We start from the raw sequence: 24,280 nt of genomic DNA on the forward strand, positions 1-24,280 counted from the left end.
GCTAGAGCTGTGCCAACAACTCGGCCTTCTTGACTGAGAACTCCTCATCCGTCACCAACCCGGCCTGATGCAGTTCACCCAGGTGACGAATCCGCTCGGCGATATCCGCGGGATCACGCCGCGGCCCGGCCGCAGCCACAGCCGCCACCGGACTGGACGTCCGCACCGCCGCAAGCACCGCCGCGGCGAACGGCAGTGACTCGTGCACCGGCCCGTACCCCAGCCCGAACACCACCGCGGCGGGATCCTGATCGGCCTGCTCGGCAGACGCGCCCGCGTCCCGCCGCAGCAACCGCAGATGCCCCTCGAACACCTCCGGCGACCGCCACTCCACCCCGTTCAGCTCCCCGACGGAGAAGCTCTGGTCCCCGGCCTTCCACTTCGCCGACGACGCCCCGGTCCAGAACCACCGGAAGTTCACGGTCCGCCCGTCGAAGGACGCCTTTCCGTCGTACGCCTTGAACGACAGCGGCCCCTGCGGCGGCTCCACCAGGTACCGCTCCGCCGGCCCGGACTCCGTCAGCAGCGCCCGGAGTTCATCGGCGTAGTACTCCGCGAGCACCTCCCGCTCGGCCGGCAACACCAGCCGGTAGGGGTCGCTGCTCTCCTTCAGCTGCCCGGCGGCAGCCTCCATCAACGGGTCCGCCCCGGGCCGCGGTTCGACACGCAGCACGACCGTGCCGCGCTTCCCGCGCGTCAGCGTCACCCCGGCGATCGCCTCCAGCGGCACACGACGTTCCCCGAGCGCCTGGAAGAGCTTAGGTGTTCGAATCCCCCGTTCGTAGCGGATGAGCACGGAGTCGGACTCGAACTCCCAGGCGGCATGAAATCCGGCCAGTACGTCACCCATGCGGCTCATCGTATGCGGCACGCGCTCCTCCGTCCCCCTCCCGAGCAGACCGCAATTCCTGCGCCGCTACGCGCGTCAGGCCGCCGCCGCGCCGGACAAACCGGTACGGCAGACGCCGTCTTCGTGCGCGCAGTGCACCGAGCGGTATGCGCCAACGCCGATCTCTGCGAAATTGAACAGACTTGCCGTTCCCGGCTCGAAGTAGCCGGCGTGACCCCTCGCGCCCGCCGCGGACAGCACCCGTGCCCCGAAGGAGACGGACACCGGATCGGCACCGTGACCCAGTCCGCCCAGCTCCAGATAGGGCACGTCCTGGATCCAGTCGTCGGCGTCCCGCATCGCCCACACCCGGGCGGTGGTGTGCAGTTGGGCGGCCTTCTCCACGCGCATGCCGGGGCTGCCGGCGACCGCGATGTCGGACACCCGGCCCGGCAGGGAGTGCGCGGCGACCCCGCACACCACGGAGCCGTAGCTGTGACAGAACAGCGAGACCGGCGCACTGCCCGGCAGCGCCCGCACCAGCGCGTTCAGCCGTACGGCACCCTCATCGGCGCGCATCGCCGTGGCCGAGTCGATGCCGAGGCCGCTGGGCGCCGTGTAGTCGGCCCAGGCGATGACGGCCGTACGGGTCGAGGGGCTCGCCTTCTGCTCGGCCTCGTACAGGGACTGGGCCATGCCGACCGGCGCCGAGTACTTGCGGTGCGAGCGCTGGAAGGTGAGCAGGTCGGTGTCCACGCCGGGCACCACGACCGAGACCCGGTCCGCCGTGCGCAGGTCGCCGAAGACCTCCGCCACCCGGCCCGAGCCCTCGGGGTCGAAGGCCAGGATGCGGCGGCCCTTCTCCATGAGGTCGTCGAGGCGGTGCATCAGGCGCCCGGCCTCGTGCCGGCCGCCCGGGGTGAGGCGCTGGTCGTGCATGCGTTCCCGCTCGACCTCGCGCGCCTCGGCAAGCGCGATGCGGTTGGCGCGGTAGCGCAGCTCGACGGGGGCGCCGTTCATGTTGCCGACCGCCAGCGAGTACTTGCGGGCCAGGCTCGCGCGCTCCCCCTCGCCGAGCGAGGCGAAGAAGCGGGCCAGCTTCGTCGGCTCGGACTGCGGGTCGGGCAGCCGGTGACCGGCGATGCTGCCGTGCTCCCAGGCCGAGACCGAGGCCTGCAGCGGCGTGACGCCCCGCTGGTGGCGCAGGGCGGTCCAGCCGGTGGTCGCCAGCATCACGAACACGACGGCCAGAGCGAGCAGTGCGCGCCAGACGTTCACTTGCGGGGAGGTGTCGAAGGAAGTCACTGAAAGGACACACTAGGAGAACGAGAGGGTCTCGCGTTAACCAAGTGACCGGGATCACGTTTCGGTATATGCGCTAAGGGGACCGCTCCGCACGCCAGTTCCCGGCCAGCGCGGGCCCCACTTGGTCCAGGTAGGCGGCGGTGAGTTCCCGCAGTCCCTCGAGGGTGAGGTCGTCCCCCGTGGACCACAGCCGCTCGGTGACACGAATCACCCCGCCGAAGAGGGCGACGACGATCCTCGGCCGGGGATCCGCGTCCACGTCGAGCCCCTCGCGCTCGGCGATGATGCCGGCGAGCTGCTCCTCCAGTTCCGCCGCCCGCCGCAGATGGGCGGCGAGCAGCGCGGGCGTGGACTCGATCACCCGGTAGACGCGCATGTGGAGGTCGATCGGCACGATCTCCTCGACCGCCTCGTGGATCGCGTCCCAGCTCTCCAGCACGGCCCGGCGCAGCGCCTCCAGCGGCACCTCGGCCGGCGGGCGGGTCCGCACGGCGTCGACGACGAGGGCCTCCGCGAGACGCGGCACGAAGAACGCCGTCTCCTCCTTGCCGGCGAAGTAGCGGAAGAAGGTGCGCTGCGAGACGTCGACGGCGGCGGCGATGTCGTCGACGGTCGTCTCCTCGTACCCGCGCGTGACGAACAGCTCCAGGGCGGCCCGCAGCAGCGCGTCCCGGGTGCGCCGCTTCTTGCGCTCGCGCAGGCCCGGACGGGGTGCCGGAGGTGCGGCTGCCGCCGTGTCCGCCGTGTGCGCAGTCTTCAAGGGCCTCTCCTCCGAACTGTTATCCCAGTTCAGGCTATACGGGGGATATCGCGTCAGCCACCGACTAGTGAATTGGTTTGTCAACTGTCAGTGGCTGTCATTAGCCTCGAACGTATGACTAGTCAGACCACCATCGACACGACGGCGTCGGGGGACAAGGCACCGGTGCCGTCGGACGCGACGCCGGGCAAGGGGCTGCGAGGGCACCCTTGGCTCACCCTCATCACCGTCGCTGTGGGGGTCATGATGGTGGCCCTCGACGGCACCATCGTGGCCATAGCCAACCCGGCCATCCAGAAGGACCTCGGCGCAACCTTCGCCGAGGTCCAGTGGATCACCAACGGATACTTCCTCGCCCTCGCCGTCTCCCTGATCACCGCGGGCAAGCTCGGCGACCGCTTCGGGCACCGGCAGACCTTCCTCATCGGCGTCGTCGGCTTCGCCGCAGCCTCGGGGGCCATCGGCCTGTCCGACAGCATCGCGTTCGTCGTCACCTTCCGCGTCCTGCAGGGTCTGTTCGGCGCGCTGCTGATGCCGGCCGCGCTCGGCCTGCTGCGGGCCACCTTCCCGGCCGAGAAGCTGAACATGGCGATCGGCATCTGGGGCATGGTCATCGGCGCGTCCACCGCCGGCGGCCCGATCCTCGGCGGCGTGCTCGTCGAGCACGTCAACTGGCAGTCGGTGTTCTTCATCAACGTGCCGGTCGGCGTCCTCGCCGTGGTCCTCGGCGTGCTGATCCTGCTGGACCACCGCGCCGAGAACGCCCCGCGCTCCTTCGACGTCCTGGGCATCGCCCTGCTGTCGACCGCCGTGTTCTGCCTGGTGTGGGCGCTCATCAAGGCCCCGCCGTCCGAGTGGGGCTGGGGCGACGCCAAGACGCTGGCGTTCCTCGGTGCCTCCGTGCTGTGCTTCGCGCTCTTCGCCTTCTGGGAGACGAAGGTGAAGGAGCCGCTGATCCCGCTGGCGCTGTTCCGGTCCGTGGCGCTGTCCGCGGGTGTCGTGCTGATGGTCCTGATGGCCATCGCCTTCATGGGCGGCCTGTTCTTCGTGACGTTCTACCTGCAGAACGTGCACGGCATGAGCCCGATCGACGCCGGTCTGCACCTGCTGCCGCTCACCGGCATGATGATCGTCGGCTCGCCGCTGGCCGGGGCGATGATCACCAAGTTCGGTCCCCGTGTCCCGCTCGCGGGCGGTATGGCGTGCACCGCGATCGCCATGTACGGGATGTCGACGCTGCAGACGGACACCGGCAGCGGCATCATGTCGCTCTGGTTCGCCCTGCTCGGCCTCGGTCTCGCGCCGGTCATGGTCGGCGCGACCGAGGTCATCGTCGGCAACGCCCCGATGGAGCTCTCGGGTGTCGCGGGTGGTCTGCAGCAGGCCGCCATGCAGATCGGCGGCAGCCTCGGTACGGCTGTGCTGGGTGCCGTCATGGCCTCCAAGGTCAACAGCGACCTGGCGGGCAACTGGGAGAAGGCGGGGCTCCCGCCGCTGACCGGAGAGCAGGAGCACCAGGCGTCCGAGGCGGTCCAGGTCGGTGTCCCGCCGCTGGCGCCGGGCACACCCGACGCGATCGCCGCGAAGATCACGGGCGTCGCGCACGACACGTTCATCTCCGGCATGAGCGCGGCGTCGCTCGTCGCCGCGGGTGTCGCCGTGGTGGCGGTGCTGGTGGCGTTCCTGACGAAGCGCGGTGAGAACGCGGGTGCGGGCGCGGGTGCCGCGCACATCTGACGGCCTGTCGTAAGACGCCCTGCTCCCGGGGGCGTTCGCCTATCAGGGTGAACCGCACCGCCGAACCCTCCCCTCCCGCGTGCCTCGCAGGTCACAGTGGGTCAAGTCCTCCGCAGGGCGTGGGAGGCGGACGCTGCGGCGCGCTGCTGGAGGGGGGCAGCGCGCAGGCAGCGGGGATTGAAGGCCGTTCACGGGGTACTCGCCAAGTCATACCCGAACAGAACCCCAACCGACCGAGGGTTTACGGGAGTTGATGATGGCGAGCTTCGGACACGGTACGCGCAGGCACCCCCGCTCACGTGGCCGGACGTGGTCACGGACCGGGACGGATCGCGCGACGCTCGGACTCATCGGAGTCATCTGCGCAGTCGCAGGCTTCTTCGTGCTGGGGATCATCCTCGGCCCGGCCGCGATCGTCTGCGGCTGGCTCGCCATGGGCCGCACCTGGTCGGGCTCCCGCCCCACCGCGGCCGTGGTCGCCCTGGTCCTGGGCGCCATCGACACGCTCCTGGCCGTCCTCCGGCTGTCCGGAGCGGCCGCACCGGGCATGGGCATGTTCTGATCCGGGTCACATGAGGGCAGGGCCTCCGGCGGTTCGGCCGGGGGCCCGCCTTCGTGCTCCGCACTACTCGGCCGGCGCTCCCCCGTGCTCCGCCCTACTACTCGGCCGCCGTCCCTTTCAGCGCCGCCAGCTCCCCGCGCAGCGCGCGCACCTCCTCCGTGAGCTCCCGTATCGCCTCCGTCTGCCGCCGCTCCTCCACGTCGTCCTTCTCGAACCGCGCGATGAACCAGGCCGCGATGTTCGCCGTCACCACACCCAGCAGGGCGATCCCGGAGAGCATCAGGCCGACCGCGAGCATCCGCCCCAGCCCGGTCGTCGGCGCATGATCCCCGTACCCGACGGTCGTCATCGTCGTGAACGACCACCACACCGCGTCACCCAGCGTCCGGATGTTCCCGTCGGGGGAGTCCCGCTCCACGGACAGCACGGCCAGTGAGCCGAACATCAGCAACCCGACCACGGCCCCGCCGACATACGTCGTCAGCCTGATCTGCGAGGCCATCCGCGCCCGCTGCCCGACGAGCAGCAGCGTCGACACCAGCCGCAACAGTCGCAGCGGCTGAATAAGCGGCAGCACCACCGCGGCCAGGTCGAGCCAGTGCGTCCGGACGAAGGCGGGCCGATGCGGAGCGAGCGCCAGACGTATGGCGTAGTCGAGGGCGAAGGCCGCCCACACCAGCCACTCGACCGCCGTGCACGCCTCCACCACGGCCGGGCCCGCGTCCGGCCGGACGATCGGCACGGCGTAGGCGACGGCGAAGGCCAGCGCCAGAGTGAAGAGCGGGCGCTGCGTGTGCTGTTCCCAACGGAGCTGGGCCGACTGCTGCTGCATGGGCCGCATCGTAGGAAAGGTGAAGGGGTGGTGGACCCACGGCCTACCCGTGAGGCTCACCACCCCTTGACAGGGCCGGGAGGCTCAGGGGTCCTTGCACAGTGCCCGCCCGGGTCGGACGCCCATCGTGCGAGGACCCGTTATGCGTCGCCGCCCGCTGCCCCCGGGTCCGCCGCCGACACGTCGAGCAGCTGGTACCGGTCGATGGCCTGCTTGAGCACCGAGCGGTCGACCTTGCCCTCGCGGGCCAGCTCGGTCAGCACGGCCACCACGATCGACTGCGCGTCGATGTGGAAGAACCGGCGGGCGGCGCCCCGCGTGTCCGCGAAGCCGAAGCCGTCCGCGCCGAGCGACTGGTACGTCTGCGGCACCCAGCGCGCGATCTGGTCCGGAACCGACCGCATCCAGTCGGACACGGCCACGACCGGGCCCTGCGCGTCGGCCAGCTTCCGCGTCACGTACGGCACCCGCTGCTCCTCCTCGGGGTGCAGCAGGTTGTGCTCCTCGCAGTCCACGGCCTCGCGCCGCAGCTCGTTCCAGGAGGTCGCCGACCAGACGTCGGCCTTGACGTTCCACTCCTCGGCCAGGATCTTCTGCGCCTCGACCGCCCACGGCACGGCGACACCCGACGCCATGATCTGGGCCGGGATCGAGCCGCCCGTGCCCTCGCTGAAGCGGTAGACGCCCTTGAGGATGCCCTCGACGTCCACGTTCTCGGGCTCGGCGGGGTGCTGGATCGGCTCGTTGTAGACGGTCAGGTAGTAGAAGACGTCCTCGCCGTGCGGGTGCTCCTCGGAGCCGCCGTACATCCGGCGCAGGCCGTCCTTCACGATGTGCGCGATCTCGAAGCCGAAGGCCGGGTCGTACGCCACGCAGCCGGGGTTCGTGGAGGCCAGCAGCTGCGAGTGCCCGTCGGCGTGCTGGAGGCCCTCACCGGTCAGGGTCGTGCGGCCGGCGGTCGCGCCCAGGACGAAGCCGCGGGCCAGCTGGTCGGCCATCTGCCAGAACTGGTCGCCGGTGCGCTGGAAACCGAACATCGAGTAGAAGACGTAGACCGGGATCAGCGGCTCGCCGTGGGTCGCGTAGGCAGAGCCGGCCGCGATGAGCGACGCCGTGCAGCCCGCCTCCGAGATGCCGTCGTGCAGCATCTGGCCGTTCGGCGACTCCTTGTAGGCGAGCAGCAGGTCGCGGTCGACCGACTCGTACTGCTGGCCGAGCGGATTGTAGATCTTCGCGCTCGGGAAGAACGAGTCCATGCCGAACGTGCGGTACTCGTCCGGCGCGATCAGCACGAACCGCTTGCCGATCTCCTTGTCCCGCATGAGGTCCTTGAGCAGGCGCACGAACGCCATCGTCGTGGCGATCGACTGCTGGCCCGAGCCCTTCTTCACGGTCGCGTACGTCTTGTCCTCGGGCAGCGGCAGCGGCTCGGAGCGGACGACACGCGTGGGCACGTAACCGCCGAGCGACTTGCGGCGGTCGTGCATGTACTGGATCTCCTCCGAGTCCCGGCCCGGGTGGTAGTACGGCGGGACGCCGGACTCCAGCTCCTTGTCCGGGATCGGCAGGTGGAGACGGTCGCGGAAGCGCTTGAGGTCGTCGACCGTGAGCTTCTTCATCTGGTGCGTGGCGTTGCGGCCCTCGAAGTTCGGCCCCAGCGTCCAGCCCTTGATCGTCTTGGCGAGGATCACCGTCGGCTGGCCCTTGTGCTCCACGGCCGCCTTGTACGCCGCGAAGATCTTCTTGTGGTCGTGACCGCCGCGCCCCAGGTGCAGGATCTGGTCGTCGGTCATGCCCTCGACCATGGCCCGCAGCCGGTGGTCGTCGCCGAAGAAGTGGTCGCGGATGTACGCGCCGGTCTCCGTGGCGTACGTCTGGAACTGCCCGTCGGGCGTGGTGTTCATCTTGTTGACCAGCACGCCGTCGCGGTCCTGGGCGAGCAGCGGGTCCCAGGTGCGGTCCCAGACCAGCTTGATCACGTTCCAGCCGGCGCCGCGGAAGATCGACTCCAGCTCCTGGATGATCTTGCCGTTGCCGCGCACCGGGCCGTCGAGGCGCTGCAGGTTGCAGTTGACCACGAACGTGAGGTTGTCCAGGCCCTCGCGGGCGGCGATGGACAGCTGGCCCAACGACTCCGGCTCGTCCATCTCGCCGTCGCCGAGGAACGCCCACACGTGCGACTTGGAGGTGTCGGCGATCCCGCGCGCCTCCATGTAGCGGTTCATGCGCGCCTGGTAGATCGCGCCGATCGGGCCGAGGCCCATCGACACCGTCGGGAACTCCCAGAAGTCCGGCATCGACCGCGGGTGCGGGTACGACGACAGCGCGTAAGGGGCCTTCGACTTCTCCTGGCGGAAGCCGTCCAGGTGCCGCTCGCTCAGCCGGTCCAGCAGGAAGGCGCGGGCGTAGATGCCCGGGGAGGCGTGGCCCTGGAAGAAGACCTGGTCGCCGCCGTCGCCCTCGTCCTTGCCGCGGAAGAAGTGGTTGAAGCCGACGTCGTAGAGGGAGGCGGAGGACGCGAAGGTGGCGATGTGGCCGCCGACGCCGATGCCCGGACGCTGGGCCCGGGAGACCATCACCGCCGCGTTCCAGCGGGTGGCGTTGAGGACCTTGCGCTCGATCTCCTCGTTGCCCGGGAAGAACGGCTCGCTCTTGGTGGGGATGGTGTTGACGTAATCCGTGCTGCGCATCTCCGGCACGGCCACGCGCTTCTCGCGGGCCCGCTCGATCAGCCGCAGCATCAGGTAGCGGGCACGCTCCCGGCCGCGCTCGTCGACGGCGGCGTCGAGGGAGTCGAGCCACTCCTGGGTCTCTTCGGGATCGAAGTCAGGAACCTGACTCGGAAGGCCGCCAATGATGATCGGGTTGCGATCGGATGCGGAAGCCACGCTGTTCCTTACCTGTCGGAGGGCCGTGCGAGGGCCGCTGTTTCGCTGTCGTCGCTGGGCGTCGGCGCTGGGGCTGCGCCGCTCCCCATGGTCCACCCAGGTGCCGTGAAACGTCATCTCTACCGATCGGTAACCCGAGCGGGAGATCGGCTCCGTGACGTCCGGGGCGAATACTTTCGAGTCTCGTACCCACGGACGATTCCTAAACGCCCAAACAGGGCAGAAAGGTGTGGTGTGCGCCACCTCGGGCCATGATGGTGTGCCTGGAGTTGCGGTGACACCGCCAGGATCGTCACCGTTTCGGCGGTCTGAACGGCCGGGTACTTGCGCGATCCGTCCCGCCCGTGTGGACTACGGCCAATGCTTCGCGCACGCGCGTGGCTGAGTTATTCCCAAGACATGATCAGGAGGCAACCCGTGAGCGCGACCGCGGACCACGCGGAGGAGCGGACGAACCCTGCCGCCAGGCTGGGGTTCCAGCCCGGGCAGGTGGTCCAGGAGATCGGCTACGACGACGACGTGGACCAGGAGCTCCGCAAGACCATCGAGGAAGTCATCGAGGGCGACCTGGTGGACGAGGACTACGACGACGTGGCCGACGCCGTTGTGCTGTGGTTCCGTGACGACGACGGCGACCTGACGGATGCGCTGGTGGATGCCACCACGTACATCGAAGAAGGCGGCGCCATCCTGCTCCTGACGCCGAAGACCGGCCGTTCGGGGTACGTGGAGCCGAGCGACATCTCGGAAGCCGCCACCACGGCGGGTCTGACGGCGTCCAAGAGCGTCAGTGTCGGCAAGGACTGGAGTGGCAGCCGGCTGGCGACGCCCAAGGCCGCCAAGTCCAAGCGGTAGTCGTACGACGGGGCGGGCCGACACCGTCGGCCCGCCCACCGGCATGCGCCGACGCCTGCGTAGGGTGGTCCCACCCCAGAAGCCCCATGAAGGGACACCCGTAACGATGGCGATCCAGGTCGGCGAGAAGGCCCCCGACTTCGAGCTCAAGGACAACCACGGCGCGCCGGTGAAGCTGTCCGACTTCCGTGGTTCCAAGAACGTCGTTCTGCTCTTCTACCCCTTCGCCTTCACCGGCGTGTGCACCGGCGAGCTGTGCGAGCTGCGCGACAACCTGCCGCAGTTCTCCGACCGCGACACCCAGCTGCTGGCCGTCTCCAACGACTCCATCCACACGCTGCGCGTCTTCGCCGAACAGGAGGGCCTGGAGTACCCGCTGCTGTCCGACTTCTGGCCGCACGGCAACGTCTCGCGGGCCTACGGCGTCTTCGACGAGGACAAGGGCTGCGCCGTGCGCGGCACCTTCGTCATCGACAAGGAGGGCGTCGTGCGGTGGACCGTCGTCAACGGCCTGCCGGACGCGCGCGACCTGAACGACTACGTGAAGGCGCTCGACTCCCTGTGACGCCGGTCGGGCGTCATGCGCTCGACACCCGCTGATTTGTCGGCTTCATGGCCTGCGTGGGGCGGGAACCCGTCACTAGGATCGACTCGTTGATCCGACATCCGAGCACAACGGGGCATCCCGCCCCTGGACACCAATGGAGGACTCGTGGGAGTCAGCCTCAGCAAGGGCGGCAACGTATCGCTGACCAAGGAGGCGCCGGGCCTGACCGCGGTCATCATCGGTCTGGGGTGGGACGTCCGCACCACGACCGGCACCGACTTCGACCTGGACGCCAGCGCGCTGCTGCTGAACAACTCCGGCAAGGTCGCCAACGACCAGCACTTCATCTTCTTCAACAACCTCAAGACCCCGGACGGCTCCGTCGAGCACACCGGTGACAACCTCACCGGTGAGGGCGAGGGCGACGACGAGCAGATCAAGGTCGACCTCGCGGGCGTCCCGGCCGAGGTGGAGAAGATCGTCTTCCCCGTCTCGATCTACGACGCGGAGACCCGCCAGCAGTCCTTCGGCCAGGTACGCAACGCGTTCATCCGCGTCGTGAACCAGGCCGGCGGCGCCGAGATCGCCCGGTACGACCTGAGCGAGGACGCCTCCACCGAGACCGCCATGGTCTTCGGTGAGCTCTACCGGCACGGCGCGGAGTGGAAGTTCCGCGCCATCGGCCAGGGCTACGCCTCGGGCCTGCGCGGCATCGCGCAGGACTTCGGTGTGAACGTCTGAGCCACCAGAAGGGCCCCGCGCACAGGGCCCAAGGTCTTCCTGTCCGGCGCCGCACGGTTTACGTGCGGCGCCGGACGCGCAAGACCACCTCAGTACACCACTGGGCAAGACAGGCCCTAAGGGGAGGGACAGCAGCATGGGCGTCACGCTCGCCAAAGGGGGAAATGTCTCCCTGTCCAAGGCCGCACCGAACCTCACCCAGGTGATGATCGGGCTCGGCTGGGACGCGCGCTCCACCACCGGAGCGCCCTTCGACCTCGATGCCAGCGCCCTGATGTGCAGCGGCGGCCGGGTGCTCGGGGACGAGTGGTTCGTCTTCTACAACCAGCTCAAGAGCCCGGACGGTTCGGTCGAGCACACGGGTGACAACCTCACCGGAGAGGGCGACGGCGACGACGAGTCGCTCCTGATCGACCTGTCCAAGGTGCCGCCCCGGTGCGACAAGATCGTGTTCCCGGTCTCCATCCACCTGGCCGACGAGCGCGGCCAGACCTTCGGCCAGGTCAGCAACGCCTTCATCCGCGTCGTGAACCAGGCCGACGGCCAGGAACTCGCCCGCTACGACCTCAGCGAGGACGCCTCGGCGGAAACCGCGATGATCTTCGGTGAGGTCTATCGCCACCAGGGCGAGTGGAAGTTCAGGGCGGTCGGGCAGGGGTACGCGTCCGGTCTGCGCGGTATCGCGATGGACTTCGGAGTGAGCGTCTCCTGACGCTATATGAGCAAAATCCGGGGCCTCGTGGGCGGCTGAGAGCGGCCGACTAGACTTCGGCTTCAAAAGTTCGTAAAGCCGGGTACGGCGCGGGGGAGCCCCGTACACACACGATTGGGTAGCCAGTGGTTCTGAAAACCTTCGGGTGGTCGTTCGCGGTCACCGCGCTCGGCCTGGTCGCAGCGATCTTGTACGGAGGGTGGACCGCGTTCGGCGTCGTTGCGATCCTTTCCGTCCTCGAGATCTCGTTGTCCTTCGACAACGCGGTGGTCAACGCCGGCATCCTGAAGAAGATGAATGCCTTCTGGCAGAAGATCTTCCTCACCATCGGCATTCTGATCGCCGTCTTCGGTATGCGACTGGTCTTCCCCGTCGTGATCGTCGCGATCAGCGCCCAGCTCGGGCCGATCGAGGCCGTCGACCTCGCGCTCACCGACAAGGACCAGTACCAGCAGTACGTCACCGACGCCCACCCGTCGATCGCCGCCTTCGGTGGCATGTTCCTGCTGATGATCTTCCTGGACTTCGTCTTCGAGGACCGGGACATCAAGTGGCTCGGCTGGCTGGAGCGCCCGCTGGCCAAGCTCGGCAAGGTCGACATGCTGTCGGTCTGCATCGCCCTGATCGTCCTGCTGATCTCCTCGATGACCTTCGGCGCCCACGCCCACCAGCACGGCGGCGCACACGCCGACAAGGCGGAGACCGTCCTGCTCTCCGGCGTCGCCGGTCTGATCACCTACATGATCGTCGGCGGCCTCTCCGGCTACTTCGAGGACAAGCTCGAAGAGGAGGAGGAGCGCGAGCACGAGGCCGAGGAGAAGGCCGAGCGCGAAGGCAAGCCCAAGTCGGCGATCCAACTGGCCGGCAAGGCCGCGTTCTTCATGTTCCTCTACCTGGAGGTCCTGGACGCGTCCTTCTCCTTCGACGGAGTGATCGGCGCCTTCGCCATCACCAACGACATCGTGCTGATGGCCCTCGGCCTCGGCATCGGCGCCATGTACGTCCGGTCCCTGACCGTGTACCTGGTCCGCGAGGGCACCCTCGACGACTACGTCTACCTGGAGCACGGCGCTCACTACGCCATCGGCGCCCTCGCCGTCGTCCTCCTGGTGACCATCCAGTACGAGATCAACGAGTTCATCACCGGCCTCATCGGCGTCGTCCTGATCGGCGCCTCCTTCTGGTCCTCCGTGCGCCGCAACCGCGCCATCGCCGCGGCCGAGGGCGGGTCCGGCTCGGACGAGAAGACTCAGGTCTCGTCCGGGGTGTGACACCCCTCCGGGTGAGGAACGCTCTGTGCGGGGCGGCCACCGAGGTGACCCTCGGTGGCCGCCCCGTTCGGTCGTCAAGGCCGTGGGCAATGCGATGACCTGCGGTCTCCAAGTGAACGTGGGGGCGGAATGGGCTTGTTCGACGGACTTCGGCGTGGGCGCGAGGCACAGTTCGACTCGGGCAGCGCGACTACCAACGCGATCGAGCTGACCAAGCGGCGCGCGCAGATATCACTCACCAAACAGGACGCGGCCACCGGCCATCTGCGCGTCAACCTGAGCTGGCGGATGCGCACCTCCGACATCGGCGGCTCTCAGCGCGAGAGCCTGCTGCGGCACCCCTTCCGGGCCCTGAAACCACCGGAGATCATCGGCCACAGCCAGAGCATGGTCAACGTCGACCTCGACCTGGGCTGCCTCTACGAACTCCAGGACGGCACCAAGGGCGTCGTCCAGCCCCTCGGCGGCTACTTCGGCGACGTCAACGCCCCGCCCTACGTCAAGCTCAGCGGCGACGACCGGTTCGGCTCCGGGTCCGGCGAGACGATGTACATCAACCTGGACCACCGCGACAACATCAAGCGGCTCCTGGTCTTCGTGTACATCTACGACCAGACCCCCGCCTTCGACCGGGCCCACGCCATCGTCACGCTCTATCCGAGCAACGGCCCCCGTATCGAGATCCACCTCGACGAACGCCAGCCGCAGGCCCGGTCCTGCGCCGTCGTCATGATCGAGAAGGTCAAGGACGAGATCGTCGTCCGCCGCGAGGCGAAGTTCGTCTACGGCTTCCAGGCCGAGTTGGACCGGCTGTACGGGTGGGGGCTGCAGTGGGGGCGGGGCTACAAGACGAAGGTGGACCGCTGACCTGCCTCGGCGTCCCGGTCCGGATCCGGCGTCCCGCCTAGCGGCCGATGAACTGCGGGCCCTGCGGGGGCAGGCGGAAGTCCGGGTCGGGGGCCGCGGTCACCGGCGGCGGGTAGCCGTAGCCGGACTGCGCGCCCGCGACGCCCGCCGTGGCCGGTGCCTGCGGGTAGCCGTACGCCGGCTGCGTCGGCGGAGGCTGCTGGGCCGGGTAGCCGTATCCGGGCTGCGCGGGCACCGCGGCCGGCTGCTCCGGGGGCAGCGGCCGGGACACCTCGGGAGAGGACGGGACCGGGGCCTGGGGCTGCTGGGCGGGTCCGGTGGTCGTGGGTGCGGGGCCGGCCGTGGTGGGAGGCGTGGGGAGGGACGTGGTCGGCTCCTGCGCCGCCTCCGACTCGTCCACCGAGATGCCGAAATCGGTCGCGAGCCCCCTCAGCCCGTTCGAGTAGCCCTCGCCCAGCGCCCGGAACTTCCAGCCCTCCCCGCGCCGGTACAGCTCTCCGCAGATCAGCGCGGTCTCCTCGCCCGTCTCCGGCTTCACGTCGAAGTGCGCCAGCGCTTCGTCCCCCGTGCCCGCCGCGTCGTACAGCAGGATGCGCAGCGCCTGCACGCGGTCGAACGTGACGCCGTCCGCCGATGCGACCAGCAGAATCCGGCCGACTTCCGACTCGACACCGGTGAGTTCTGTCTGGATCGTGTCGGTCAGGCCCTCGGCGACCCGCTTCTTGCCGAGCCGCCACACCTTCCCGGAGGGGTGCCGGGGCTGGTTGTAGAAGACGAAATCCTCGTCGGAGCGCACACGACCGTCGGGGCCGAGGAGCAGCGCGGAGGCGTCGACGTCCGGAACCCCCTGCCCGGGTGTCCAGCGCAGCACGGCGCGCACCGTGGTGGCTTCCAGCGGGACGTTCGACCCCTTCAGCATCGCGTGCGTCATGCGATCATCCTGCCTTCTCGGTCCTGCTCACGACAACGCGGGGGGCCGCGGCGCCACGAGCGGCGCCGACGGCCGTCGCGGACTACCGTCGTGATGGCCGGGCCTGGCTGTGCTTGCCCGCGTTACCTGATATTCATGCCTGAAGGGAACCTCCGGCATGGACTTCTACGTACTATTACCGGCCAGCTTTCGACGATTCGCAGGTCGCACGACCGCGCGGGGGAGTTTCATGCGTCATTTCGGGCACATCGCCCCTGAGGTGCGGAAGCGTCTCTTCTACCGGGAGCCGTGCGCGTTCACCCCGGAATCCTCTGCCCGGCTGCTCGCGGCCGCCCTGGGTGCCACCCTCTACAGCCCCGCCACCCGGCCCCGCCTCGCCGACGACATCCTCAAGCAGGCCGGGCGCGGTGTGGTCTCGATGGTGCTGTGCCTGGAGGACTCGATCGACGACGCGGACGTCGGCCCGGGCGAGGAGAACCTCGTCCGCCAGTTCACGGCCCTCGCCGGCCTCCCGGACGCGGACCTGCCGCTGCTGTTCATCCGCGTGCGCGTCCCCGAGCAGATCCCCGACCTCGTACGGCGCCTCGGCTCCGCCGTCCGGCTGCTGTCCGGATTCGTGCTGCCCAAGTTCACGGCGGAACGCGGCATTCCGTTCCTTGAGGCCCTGTCGACCGCCGAGGCCGAAAGCGGCCGTCGTCTTTTCGCCATGCCGGTGCTGGAGTCGCCCGAGCTGCTCTACCGGGAGTCCCGCGTGGAGACCCTGGAGGGCATCTCCCGCGCGGTCGACAAGTACCGCGACCGCGTGCTCGCCCTGCGCCTCGGCGTGACGGACTTCTGCTCCTCGTACGGTCTGCGCAGAGGCCCCGACATGACGGCCTACGATGTGCAGATCGTCGCCTCCGTGATCGCCGACGTGGTGAACATGCTGGGCCGCGCCGACGGGACCGGCTTCACCGTGACCGGGCCGGTGTGGGAGTACTTCCGGGTCCAGGAACGCATGTTCAAACCATTGCTGCGGCAGAGCCCCTTCCTGGAGGTGCAGGCCGCGGCGCTGCGCGAGAAGCTGATCGAGCACGCCATGGACGGCCTGCTGAGGGAGATCTCCCTGGATCAAGCCAACGGCCTGCTGGGCAAGACCTGCATCCACCCCTCCCACGTGCTGCCGGTGCACGCCCTGTCGGTCGTCAGCCACGAGGAGTTCACCGACGCCCAGGACATCCTGCGCCCCGAGCGCGGCGGCGGGGGCGTGCTGAAGTCGGCCTACACGAACAAGATGAACGAGGTGAAGCCGCATCGGGCCTGGGCCGAGCGGACCCTGCTGCGCGCCGAGGTTTTCGGCGTGGCCAACGAGGACATCGGCTTCGTGGAACTGCTGGCGGCGGGTTTGCCGGACTGACGGCAGGGAGTGGGAGGGCTCGAGGCCACGGGGGCCCGGGCCCGGTACATCGGCGGACTCGACGCAGGGATTTCATGGAGAAGGCAGTGAACGAGGGCGAGCACCACGAGGTGCGCGACGGGACGCGGTCCGGCACACCGGCCGGGACGGGCGGCGAGGCCGGCGGTGTCTGGTCCGGCAGCTGGGTCGCCGAGCGGCTCGGCGTCGAACTCGACGGCGACGACCGGCTGACCGGCCTGCTGGGGCTGGCCCTGCGCCGCAACCCCAAGCGCGCCCACCTGCTGGTGTCCAACGTGCTCGGCAAGCACGTGCCGCAGTCGCCGTCCGTCGTGTACGGCCAGGGCGTCGCGCTCGGCCGCCGCGTGCGAGAACTGCTGGGCGCCGAGGAAGCACGCCGGGCGGTCGTCCTCGGCTACGCGGAGACCGCGACCGGCCTCGGCCACTCGGTCGCCGACGGACTGGGCACCGCGACCTACCTGCACTCCACCCGCCGCCCCGTCCCCGGGCTCGCCCCGGCCGGCGGCTTCGAGGAGGCCCACTCCCACGCGACCTCGCACCTGCTCCTGCCGGAGGACCCCGCACTGCTCACCGGGGACGGCCCGCTGGTCCTGGTCGACGACGAGTTCTCCACGGGTAACACCGTGCTGAACACCGTCCGGGATCTTCATCAGCGGTATCTGCGGCGGCGCTATGTCGTCGTGGCACTCGTGGACATGCGGTCGGCGGCCGACGCCGGCCGGCTGGAGGAGTTCGCCCGGGAGATCGGCGCGCGGGTGGACCTCGTCGCGGCGGCCTCGGGGACGGTGCGGCTGCCGGAGGGGGTGCTGGAGAAGGGCCAGGAGCTGGTGGCGCGGTACGAGTCTGAGCGGGCCGCGGAGGGCCGTCCGGCGCCTGTGCGACCGGCTCCCACCGGCCCGCACCCGGAGGAGCAGCGCAACCACCCCCGCCCCACCCGCATCGACCTGGGCTGGCCCGCCGGCCTGCCCGACGGGGGACGGCACGGGTTCACCCCCGCGCACCGGGAACGCCTGGAGGGTGTCCTGCCCGCCATGACCGCCCGGCTCGCCGAGGCGCTGCCCGACGATGCCCGCCGCGTGCTCGTCCTCGGCTCCGAGGAGCTGATGTACGCCCCGCTCAGGCTCGCCGAAGGGCTGGAGCGGGTGCTTCACGCCGAGGTGCGCTACTCCACCACCACCCGCTCTCCCGTCCTCGCCGTCGACGACCCCGGCTACGCGATACGCACCCGCCTGGTCTTCCCCGCCCACGACGACCCAGCCGACGGACCCGGCGAGCGCTACGCCTACAACGTCGCCGGCGCCGGCTTCGACGCCGTCGTCGCCGTCGTCGACTCGGCCGCGGACACCCCCCGGCTGCACGGGCCGGACGGCCTGCTGACCCGCCTCGCCGGGCACACGCCGCAGGTCCTCCTCGCCGTCGTGCCGTCGTACCTCCCCCGGACCCCGTCCGCGCCTGAAAGGCCCTCCATGCTGCCCGAGCCCCTTCGCGGCCCCGCCTTCTCGTCGTACCCGCCCGAGGAGGTCGGCTGGCTGCTCCAGGACCTCTCGGACGTGACGCTGGAGGCGCCGACCGAGGAGCGCGAGGAGGCGATCCAGAGCGGCGGCGCGCACTACGCCGAATCGCTGCCCGTGGAGTACCAGCCGAGCGAGCAGTACCAGGAGCTGTTCCACGCCGCGCTCAAGACCTCGGCGGCCCGCATCGCCCAGGCGGTCGGCGTCGTCACCGAGACCGTCCTCGCGGAGCGGTCCCCGCGCCCCGTCCTGGTCTCCCTGGCCCGCGCCGGGACGCCCGTCGGCATCCTCATGCGCCGCTGGGCCCGGTACCGGCACGGCCTCGACCTGCCGCACTACGCCGTGTCGATCGTCCGCGGACGCGGCATCGACGCCAACGCGCTGCGCTGGCTCGCCCAGCACCACGACCCCCGGGACGTCGTCTTCGTCGACGGCTGGACCGGCAAGGGCGCCATCACCCGCGAACTCGCCCAGGCATTGGAGGAGTTCGAGAAGTCCGACGGCATCACCGGCTTCAGCCCCGAGATCGCCGTCCTGGCCGACCCGGGCTCCTGCGTACGGACCTACGGCACCCGCGAGGACTTCCTCGTCCCCTCCGCCTGCCTCAACTCGACCGTCTCCGGCCTGATCTCGCGGACGGTGCTGCGCGCCGACCTGGTCGGCCCGCACGACTTCCACGGCGCGAAGTTCTACCGCGAACTGTCCGGCACCGACGTGTCCGTGACCTTCCTGGACGCCGTCTCCGCCCGCTTCGCGGAGGTCGCGGACGCCGCCTGCGCCCAGGCCAAGGAACTGCTGGCCGCCGACCGCTCACCCAGCTGGGAGGGCTGGGCGGCCGTCGAGCGGATCAGTGAGGAGTACGGCATCCACGACGTGAACCTCGTCAAGCCCGGCGTCGGCGAGACCACCCGGGTGATGCTGCGCCGCGTGCCCTGGAAGGTCCTGGCGCGCGCCGGGGCGGGCAGCGACCTCGACCACGTCCGCCTGCTGGCCGAGCAACGCGGCGTCCCCGTCGAGGAGGTCGGCGAACTGCCCTACACCTGCGTCGGCCTGATCCACCCCAAGTACACCCGGGGCGCGACCGGCGCCGACGGCAAGGCGGTGACCCTCTGATGCCCGCACTCGTCGCGAGCGACCTCGACCGCACACTGATCTACTCCGCTGCGGCGCTGGCGCTGACCATGCCGGACGCGCGGGCGCCCCGGCTGCTGTGTGTGGAGGTGCACGAGAGCAAACCGCTGTCGTACATGACGGAGACGGCGGCCCAGCTCCTCACCGACCTGGGCGACGCGGCCGTCTTCGTGCCGACGACCACCCGGACGCGCAAGCAGTACCAGCGCATCAGCCTGCCGGGCCCCGAACCCACGTACGCGATCTGCGCCAACGGCGGCCACCTCCTGGTGGACGGCGTGTCCGACCCCGACTGGCACGCGCGGGTGACCGCACGGCTGGCCGACCGGTGCGCGCCCCTGGCCGAGGTGCAGGAGCACCTGCTGAGGGCCGCCGACCCGGTCTGGGTGCGCAAGCACCGCGTCGCCGACGACCTGTTCGCCTACCTCGTCGTCGAGCGGGAGCTGCTGCCCGAGGACTGGGTGAAGGAACTCGCCGTGTGGGCGGAGAACCGTGGCTGGACCGTCTCCCTCCAGGGCCGCAAGATCTATGCCGTTCCCAAGCCGCTCACCAAGAGCGCGGCGATGCACGAGGTCGCCCGCCGGACCGGCGCCGATCTCACCCTCGCCGCCGGTGACTCCCTGCTCGACGCCGACCTGCTCCTCGCGGCCGACCAGGGCTGGCGCCCGGGCCACGGGGAACTGGCCGACACCGGCTGGACGGCTCCCTCGATCAGGGCGCTTCCCGAGCGGGGCGTCCTTGCGGGCGAGCGGATCCTGCGGGAGCTCCTGAGGACGGTGAGGTCGCCCCGCTGACGTCGGCGTGGCCGGCGCCGGCGCGTCCGTCCCGCCGGCGCCGGCCCGGCCCCGATCGCAGCAGCCGCAGCACGACGAACACCAGCACCGCGAGCGCCGCCACGGCGAGGACCACCTTCGAGTAGGCGGAGACGATGTCCGTCACCTGGTGCCAGTTCGCGCCGAGCAGGTAGCCCGCGAGCACGAACGCCGTGTTCCAGATCGCGCTGCCCAGCGTGGTCAGCCCGAGGAACACCGGCAGGCGCATGCGCTCGACACCCGCCGGCACGGAGATCAGGCTGCGGAAGATCGGGATCATCCGGCCGAAGAACACCGCCTTGGTGCCGTGCCGCAGGAACCAGGCCTCCGTCCTCTCGATGTCCGAGACCTTCACCAGCGGCAGCCGGGCCGCTGTCGCCACCGTCCGGTCACGGCCGAGCAGCGCACCGATCCCGTACAACGCGAAGGCGCCGACCACCGAGCCGGCCGTCGTCCACAGCAGCACGGCGAGCAGGCTCATCCGGCCGCTGCTCGCGGCGAACCCGGCGAGGGGCAGGATCACCTCGCTGGGCAGCGGCGGGAACAGGTTCTCCAGGGCGATGGCGAGACCGGCACCCGGCGCGCCCAGGGCGTCCATCAGGTCGTTGACCCACTGCGGTCCGGCGTCCGCTGCGATGGCTGTCATGCCGCCACGCTAGGAAACCGAAGCTGAAGAACTCCTGAGGAAGAGCGTCAGCCGCAGCAGCCGCCTCCGCAGCAGCCGCCCCCGCCGCCGCCCGGGCGGGGGGCCGGGGCCGGGGCGGAGGCCGAGCCACCGACCGCGACCGTGGAGAGGAGCTTCACCGTGTCGTCGTGCCCCGAGGGGCAGGCCGCGGGGTCGGAGGACTCGGCCATGGGACGGCTGAGTTCGAAGGTGTCGCCGCAGGTCCGGCAGCGGTACTCGTAGCGAGGCATGCGCACAGGTTAACCGGCACGGTCAATGGCCGGCCCCGCGTTCCTCGCGGATCTGTGAGACCACGTGGGACACCGCCCCGCGTACCGCTTCCGTCTCCGTGAGGAAGTGCCAGTAGTCGGGGTGGCGGCCCTCGAGACCGGCGATGGCGCGGTCGAGGCGGGACACGGCGTCGTCCAGGGGGCGGGCGTGGCGCGGGTCGGGGGTGTTGCGGCCGGCCATGGCGAGGCGCTGGGCGTCGCGGATGGCGAAGCGGGTGCGGTCGATCTCCTGCTGGGGGTCCTTCTGCACGGCGTTCAGACGGCGCAGGCGGTCGCCGGCGGCGGAGACGGCCTCGTCGGTGCTGTTGAGGAGGGCCCGCACGGTCGACAGCAGAGCCGTGGCGTCGGCCCATCGCTGTTCCTCGCGGGCGGTGTGGGCCTCGGCCAGTTTGGTCTCGGCCTGGCGGACGTTCTCGGCGGCGACGTCGGGGACGTGCTGCAGGTCCTGCCAGCAGGCCGCGGTGAAGCGGCGGCGGAGTTCGCTCAGGGTCGGCTCAACCTGCTCTGAGCGGGTGGTGAGGGCCTGGGCGCGGGTGCGCAGGGAGACGAGCCGGTGGTCGATCTCGGCGGCGCGCTCCGGCAGCCGCTCGGCCTCCACGCGGACCGCTTCGGCCTCGCGGGTGACGCGCTCGGCCCGTTCCAGGGTCTGGGGTACGCCGTGCTGGCCGGCGCCCTGGTTCAGCTTGGTGAGCGCCGGGGCGAGGGCGGCGAGGCGGGCGGCGAGGTCGTCCGCCTCAAGGCCCGAGGCTCGTACGGTGTCCAGGGCGTTGGAGGCGGCCAGCAGGGCCTGGCGGGCGCGTTCGACCGCGGGGGCGAGGCGGGCCAGCTGGGTCTCGGCCTTGCCGAGCAGGGGGCCCAGGCCGTCGGTGAAGCGGTCCAGCTCCTGCTTGACCCGGCCGAGCTCCTCCTTGGCGGCGGTCAGTTCGGCACGGGCTCGGGAGGCGGCCGAGGCCTCCAGGTCGTCACGGTCGAGGTCGTGGGCGTCGACGGCGTTGATGTACTGGTGGCTGACCTCGTCGATGCGTCTGCCGAGGGCGTCGAAGCCGTCGACGGCGCGCCGGGCGGCGGGGGAGTCGTCGACGGCGGTGATCGTCTCGATCGAGATGCGCAGGTCGCGCTGGGCGGTGTCGAGCTCGTAGAACGCGGCCGCGGCGGCGTCCTTGGCGGCCTGTGCCTCGGCGCGCTGGTTCTCGGCCCGGCCGCCGAACCAGCGCCGGGTGCCCCCGCCCGCGAAGGCGGCGGGCAGGGCGAGAGCGGCGAGCAGCGGCAGCGTCGCCAGGACGAGCGTGTCGCGGAGCGGGCCGGGGGTGCGGGGGACGCGGCGGCGCGGGCGATGTGCGCGCGGCACCGACGGCGAGTACGGCTGCGCTGGTGTCGCCGTCACATCCCTCTCCCGTGCTGTGGTCCACCCTGCCCGGTGTCATTCTCCCACCGGTTAAGGACGAACACACGGGCCGGTTAGTTCGCCGTTCGGACCGTCACTTTGCCGTCGCCGGTCTCGGCGGACACCACATGGGAGCTGGTCTCGTCGCGCGGGACCGACACATCGACGCCGCCGTCACCGACCACGACGGCACCGGCGAGGGCGGTCGTACGGACGGAGGCGGTGCGTGCGGTGCGGGTGCTGCGGGCCATGACGGTGTCCCCCCTGGACGGAACGGCGGGCGCTCTCAGGCGCTCTACGACCGTATGGACGCGAAGCCCGCAGGAGGATCCGGGCCACTCCCGGATCAACGGTGGGGTTAACCCCCGGCACGGCTTCGACACGGGTTTGCGGGACCGCGCCCCGGGCAAGGTAGGCTGTCGACTCGTCCTGGGCGGCTGACCCGGGAGCCGGGTGCGTAGCTCAGGGGTAGAGCGCCTGCCTTACAAGCAGGATGTCGGCGGTTCGAAACCGTCCGCGCCCACAGGTACGACTGGCGAGAGGCCCTCCAGGGATTCATTCCCCGGGGGGCCTCTTCCGTGACCGACCGGCGGCAGGATCGACGCTGATGGTCGAGCATCACGCGGGCGCTGTGGAGATGGCCGAGACGGAGCGGAGCCAGGGCCGCTACGGCCCCGCCAGGGCCGTGGCCGACGGCATCGTCACCGCTCAGAAGGCCGGGATCGGGGAGATGAACGGGATCCCGGGCGCCGGCAGGACCCGACCTCCGGCGTCACGAGGCTCCGTCGGTCCCCTCCGGCGGGGCCTCGTGCGCGTGCTTCAGCTGCGAGCGGGCCGCCACCCGCTCGGGGCCGGTGAGTTCGGACCAGTAGCGGTGGGTGCTGACGAACACCGCGAGTTCGTGTTCGCGGCGGCGGAGCTTCTCCACCTCGGCCTGTTCGTCGGCGGTCCAGCCGGGGGAGGCGGGGCGTTCCACCTTGCGCCAGCCGTTGTCGTCGCTGAAGCCGTCCAGCGGCTCCACCGACCAGGGAAGCCGCTTCACCAGGGCCGACAACTCGGCCCGGACCTGATGGAGTTCCTCCTGACCGGCGAGGAGGTCACTCGGAAAGTCATAGGTCGTAGCCACGGCCCAATGATACGCCTGTTCGAATTGGGTAGGCGAGTTCCTTCCCGTGGTTCATGCGAACGGGTGTACCAGCGGCGACGCCCTGATCAGTGGCTTCGCGAGGGCCAGTGGCTTCCCGAGGATCAGTGGCTTCCCGAGGCCCCCGCACTCAGGCCCGAGTCCTCGGCCAGCTCCCTCACCACCCGTGCCGTCACCGGCGCCGCCACCCCGTGACGCTCGGCCGCCCGCAGCAACGCGCCCCCGATGGCGTCCAGTTCGAGCGGCCGGCCAGCCTCCGCGTCGCGCTGCATCGACGACTTCGTCGCCGCCGGGAACGCGTCGTAGCGGGCGAGGGCCTGGGCGGGGTCCGCCGGGCCGCCACAGGCGCGGCTGATCGCGGCCGTCTCCTCCACCAGGGCCGTCAGTTCGTCGCGGTGGCGGGTGCGGACGTCGCCGACGGGCAGGCCGTGGCGGGTGGTGAGCAGGGCGAACGGTGCCAGGAACGACATCTTCGCCCACAGGGCCGCCGTCTCGTCCTCCAGGACGCGGGTGACGGGACCGGCGGCGTCGAGGGCCTCGGCGAGGGCGTCGAGGCGGGGCCGCGGTACCTCCGCGCCGGTCAGGTCGATCTCCGCGAAGGGGCTGCCGTGTTCGATGACGCCCGGGGCGAGACGGGTCGACTCGACGCGGATGACGGCGGGGGCGACCCGATCGGGCCGATAGCGGGCGCGCAGGGCCGCCGGGTGTTCGACGCCGTTCAGGAACGGCACGAGCAGGGCGTCGGCCAGGGCGGCTGCGGGGACACGGGCCAGGGCGGCGTCGAGGGCGGGGTGCTTGACGGTGACCAGGCACGCGTCGACCGGTTCGCGCAGTTCGGTGCCGGCCTCGACGCGGGCCGTGAAGTCGCCGAAGTGGTCGCTGCGGACCTGGATGCCGTCGGCGCGCAGGGCCTTGGCCGTCTCCTCGCCGGACAGGCAGATCACGCGGTGGCCGGCGCGGGAGAGCAGGGCGGCGAGCAGTCCGCCCACGCCGCCGGGGCCCAGGACGGCCACAGTGAGTTCGTTCGCCACGAAAAATTCCTCTCGTCGGTCGGCCCCGGGGCGGTGGCCGCCTCCGACGATCATGGCAAACC

General features: G+C 70.5%; 23 protein-coding genes, 1 tRNA gene and 1 pseudogene. 13 read left to right on the plus strand and 12 right to left on the minus strand.

All coding sequences use genetic code 11. The features are described from left to right. Window position 1: 1 nt before the first annotated feature. From ACWD1U_RS05870 to ACWD1U_RS05880, 3 genes are all read right to left on the minus strand, one after another. Complete coding sequence (locus tag ACWD1U_RS05870; protein ID WP_451105033.1) at window positions 2-859, minus strand: DUF4429 domain-containing protein; 858 nt, start codon at window positions 857-859, stop codon at window positions 2-4. A 66-nt stretch (window positions 860-925) separates the two neighbouring features. Continuing rightward, the gene (locus tag ACWD1U_RS05875) at window positions 926-2,134 is read right to left on the minus strand and encodes an alpha/beta hydrolase (protein ID WP_451104769.1); all 1,209 of its coding nucleotides are present in this window, start codon (window positions 2,132-2,134) and stop codon (window positions 926-928) included. Between the two features lie 73 nt (window positions 2,135-2,207). Beyond that, window positions 2,208-2,894: a TetR family transcriptional regulator gene (locus tag ACWD1U_RS05880; RefSeq protein ID WP_451104771.1), complete on the minus strand. Its 687-nt coding sequence runs from the start codon at window positions 2,892-2,894 to the stop codon at window positions 2,208-2,210. Window positions 2,895-3,008: 114 nt separating this feature from the next. On the opposite strand from ACWD1U_RS05880, the gene ACWD1U_RS05885 reads away from it, so the two are divergent. Together ACWD1U_RS05885 and ACWD1U_RS05890 are read left to right on the plus strand one after the other, a co-directional pair. Then, entirely contained in the window at window positions 3,009-4,631 is a 1,623-nt protein-coding gene (locus tag ACWD1U_RS05885) for an MFS transporter (protein WP_451104773.1), read from the plus strand. Between the two features lie 253 nt (window positions 4,632-4,884). Further along, the gene (locus ACWD1U_RS05890; protein ID WP_451104775.1) at window positions 4,885-5,193 is read left to right on the plus strand and encodes a small hydrophobic protein; all 309 of its coding nucleotides are present in this window, start codon (window positions 4,885-4,887) and stop codon (window positions 5,191-5,193) included. 97 nt (window positions 5,194-5,290) lie between these two features. On the opposite strand, the gene ACWD1U_RS05895 is transcribed toward ACWD1U_RS05890, so the two are convergent. Both ACWD1U_RS05895 and aceE read right to left on the minus strand, forming a co-directional pair. Further along, complete coding sequence (locus ACWD1U_RS05895; RefSeq protein ID WP_451104777.1) at window positions 5,291-6,025, minus strand: potassium channel family protein; 735 nt, start codon at window positions 6,023-6,025, stop codon at window positions 5,291-5,293. Window positions 6,026-6,165: 140 nt separating this feature from the next. After that, window positions 6,166-8,913 carry a pyruvate dehydrogenase (acetyl-transferring), homodimeric type gene (gene aceE, locus ACWD1U_RS05900; protein WP_451104779.1) on the minus strand — a complete coding sequence of 916 codons (2,748 nt, stop codon included), beginning with the start codon at window positions 8,911-8,913 and terminating at the stop codon, window positions 6,166-6,168. A gap of 417 nt (window positions 8,914-9,330) precedes the next feature. Here aceE and ACWD1U_RS05905 point away from each other — a divergent pair, with 417 nt between their 5' ends. The 6 genes from ACWD1U_RS05905 to ACWD1U_RS05930 all read left to right on the plus strand — a co-directional run bounded on the left by ACWD1U_RS05905 (window position 9,331) and on the right by ACWD1U_RS05930 (window position 13,906). Further along, window positions 9,331-9,768, plus strand: coding sequence for a DUF3052 domain-containing protein (locus tag ACWD1U_RS05905; protein ID WP_451104780.1), 438 nt, complete (start codon window positions 9,331-9,333; stop codon window positions 9,766-9,768). A 106-nt stretch (window positions 9,769-9,874) separates the two neighbouring features. After that, window positions 9,875-10,333 (plus strand): peroxiredoxin, encoded by a 459-nt coding sequence (locus ACWD1U_RS05910; RefSeq protein ID WP_451104782.1) that lies wholly within the window; start codon window positions 9,875-9,877, stop codon window positions 10,331-10,333. A 147-nt stretch (window positions 10,334-10,480) separates the two neighbouring features. Further along, entirely contained in the window at window positions 10,481-11,056 is a 576-nt protein-coding gene (locus ACWD1U_RS05915) for a TerD family protein (protein WP_451104784.1), read from the plus strand. A 136-nt stretch (window positions 11,057-11,192) separates the two neighbouring features. After that, window positions 11,193-11,768, plus strand: a complete 576-nt coding sequence (locus ACWD1U_RS05920; RefSeq protein WP_451104786.1) for a TerD family protein — start codon at window positions 11,193-11,195, stop codon at window positions 11,766-11,768. Between the two features lie 125 nt (window positions 11,769-11,893). Then, window positions 11,894-13,039 (plus strand): DUF475 domain-containing protein, encoded by a 1,146-nt coding sequence (locus tag ACWD1U_RS05925; protein WP_451104787.1) that lies wholly within the window; start codon window positions 11,894-11,896, stop codon window positions 13,037-13,039. 129 nt (window positions 13,040-13,168) lie between these two features. Beyond that, window positions 13,169-13,906, plus strand: a complete 738-nt coding sequence (locus tag ACWD1U_RS05930) for a TerD family protein (protein WP_451104789.1) — start codon at window positions 13,169-13,171, stop codon at window positions 13,904-13,906. A gap of 37 nt (window positions 13,907-13,943) precedes the next feature. Here the strand turns inward: ACWD1U_RS05930 and ACWD1U_RS05935 are convergent, their stop codons facing one another. Beyond that, window positions 13,944-14,837: a TerD family protein gene (locus tag ACWD1U_RS05935; protein WP_451104791.1), complete on the minus strand. Its 894-nt coding sequence runs from the start codon at window positions 14,835-14,837 to the stop codon at window positions 13,944-13,946. Window positions 14,838-15,066: 229 nt separating this feature from the next. On the opposite strand from ACWD1U_RS05935, the gene ACWD1U_RS05940 reads away from it, so the two are divergent. From ACWD1U_RS05940 to ACWD1U_RS05950, 3 genes are all read left to right on the plus strand, one after another. Then, complete coding sequence (locus ACWD1U_RS05940) at window positions 15,067-16,233, plus strand: HpcH/HpaI aldolase/citrate lyase family protein (RefSeq protein ID WP_451104793.1); 1,167 nt, start codon at window positions 15,067-15,069, stop codon at window positions 16,231-16,233. A gap of 74 nt (window positions 16,234-16,307) precedes the next feature. Then, window positions 16,308-18,875, plus strand: coding sequence for a phosphoribosyltransferase (locus tag ACWD1U_RS05945; protein ID WP_451104795.1), 2,568 nt, complete (start codon window positions 16,308-16,310; stop codon window positions 18,873-18,875). Then, window positions 18,875-19,687: an HAD family hydrolase gene (locus ACWD1U_RS05950; RefSeq protein WP_451104797.1), complete on the plus strand. Its 813-nt coding sequence runs from the start codon at window positions 18,875-18,877 to the stop codon at window positions 19,685-19,687. The genes ACWD1U_RS05945 and ACWD1U_RS05950 overlap by 1 nt, the downstream gene beginning before the upstream one ends. On the opposite strand, the gene ACWD1U_RS05955 is transcribed toward ACWD1U_RS05950, so the two are convergent. The 4 genes from ACWD1U_RS05955 to ACWD1U_RS05970 form a co-directional block, all read right to left on the minus strand. Further along, window positions 19,605-20,351, minus strand: a complete 747-nt coding sequence (locus ACWD1U_RS05955; protein ID WP_451104799.1) for a DedA family protein — start codon at window positions 20,349-20,351, stop codon at window positions 19,605-19,607. The genes ACWD1U_RS05950 and ACWD1U_RS05955 overlap by 83 nt on opposite strands. Window positions 20,352-20,398: 47 nt before the next feature. Continuing rightward, window positions 20,399-20,620 carry an FmdB family zinc ribbon protein gene (locus ACWD1U_RS05960; RefSeq protein WP_451104801.1) on the minus strand — a complete coding sequence of 74 codons (222 nt, stop codon included), beginning with the start codon at window positions 20,618-20,620 and terminating at the stop codon, window positions 20,399-20,401. Between the two features lie 22 nt (window positions 20,621-20,642). After that, complete coding sequence (locus tag ACWD1U_RS05965; protein WP_451104803.1) at window positions 20,643-22,043, minus strand: hypothetical protein; 1,401 nt, start codon at window positions 22,041-22,043, stop codon at window positions 20,643-20,645. A gap of 74 nt (window positions 22,044-22,117) precedes the next feature. Beyond that, on the minus strand, window positions 22,118-22,294 hold the full coding sequence (locus ACWD1U_RS05970; protein WP_451105048.1) for a hypothetical protein: 177 nt from the start codon (window positions 22,292-22,294) through the stop codon (window positions 22,118-22,120). A 200-nt stretch (window positions 22,295-22,494) separates the two neighbouring features. Here ACWD1U_RS05970 and ACWD1U_RS05975 point away from each other — a divergent pair. Together ACWD1U_RS05975 and ACWD1U_RS05980 are read left to right on the plus strand one after the other, a co-directional pair. Next, window positions 22,495-22,566 (plus strand) — tRNA-Val (locus tag ACWD1U_RS05975). 84 nt (window positions 22,567-22,650) lie between these two features. Beyond that, window positions 22,651-22,767 (plus strand): annotated as a pseudogene (locus tag ACWD1U_RS05980) (DUF305 domain-containing protein); the annotation flags it as partial. A gap of 48 nt (window positions 22,768-22,815) precedes the next feature. Here the strand turns inward: ACWD1U_RS05980 and ACWD1U_RS05985 are convergent. Further along, on the minus strand, window positions 22,816-23,169 hold the full coding sequence (locus ACWD1U_RS05985) for a hypothetical protein (RefSeq protein WP_451104804.1): 354 nt from the start codon (window positions 23,167-23,169) through the stop codon (window positions 22,816-22,818). 122 nt (window positions 23,170-23,291) lie between these two features. Continuing rightward, complete coding sequence (locus ACWD1U_RS05990) at window positions 23,292-24,218, minus strand: ketopantoate reductase family protein (protein ID WP_451104806.1); 927 nt, start codon at window positions 24,216-24,218, stop codon at window positions 23,292-23,294. Window positions 24,219-24,280: the final 62 nt, after the last annotated feature.

Source organism: Streptomyces sp. NPDC002788, from assembly GCF_053592115.1.

Bases quoted from the DNA above. Each gene is read 5' to 3' on its own strand.
- ACWD1U_RS05870 (WP_451105033.1), bottom strand. From the start codon at position 859: ATGAGCCGCATGGGTGACGTACTGGCCGGATTTCATGCCGCCTGGGAG.
- ACWD1U_RS05885 (WP_451104773.1), top strand. From the start codon at position 3,009: ATGACTAGTCAGACCACCATCGACACGACGGCGTCGGGGGACAAGGCA.
- ACWD1U_RS05890 (WP_451104775.1), top strand. From the start codon at position 4,885: ATGATGGCGAGCTTCGGACACGGTACGCGCAGGCACCCCCGCTCACGT.
- ACWD1U_RS05895 (WP_451104777.1), bottom strand. From the start codon at position 6,025: ATGCAGCAGCAGTCGGCCCAGCTCCGTTGGGAACAGCACACGCAGCGC.
- ACWD1U_RS05910 (WP_451104782.1), top strand. From the start codon at position 9,875: ATGGCGATCCAGGTCGGCGAGAAGGCCCCCGACTTCGAGCTCAAGGAC.
- ACWD1U_RS05920 (WP_451104786.1), top strand. From the start codon at position 11,193: ATGGGCGTCACGCTCGCCAAAGGGGGAAATGTCTCCCTGTCCAAGGCC.
- ACWD1U_RS05930 (WP_451104789.1), top strand. From the start codon at position 13,169: ATGGGCTTGTTCGACGGACTTCGGCGTGGGCGCGAGGCACAGTTCGAC.
- ACWD1U_RS05935 (WP_451104791.1), bottom strand. From the start codon at position 14,837: ATGACGCACGCGATGCTGAAGGGGTCGAACGTCCCGCTGGAAGCCACC.
- ACWD1U_RS05940 (WP_451104793.1), top strand. From the start codon at position 15,067: ATGCGTCATTTCGGGCACATCGCCCCTGAGGTGCGGAAGCGTCTCTTC.
- ACWD1U_RS05945 (WP_451104795.1), top strand. From the start codon at position 16,308: ATGGAGAAGGCAGTGAACGAGGGCGAGCACCACGAGGTGCGCGACGGG.
- ACWD1U_RS05950 (WP_451104797.1), top strand. From the start codon at position 18,875: ATGCCCGCACTCGTCGCGAGCGACCTCGACCGCACACTGATCTACTCC.
- ACWD1U_RS05955 (WP_451104799.1), bottom strand. From the start codon at position 20,351: ATGACAGCCATCGCAGCGGACGCCGGACCGCAGTGGGTCAACGACCTG.
- ACWD1U_RS05960 (WP_451104801.1), bottom strand. From the start codon at position 20,620: ATGCCTCGCTACGAGTACCGCTGCCGGACCTGCGGCGACACCTTCGAA.
- ACWD1U_RS05970 (WP_451105048.1), bottom strand. From the start codon at position 22,294: ATGGCCCGCAGCACCCGCACCGCACGCACCGCCTCCGTCCGTACGACC.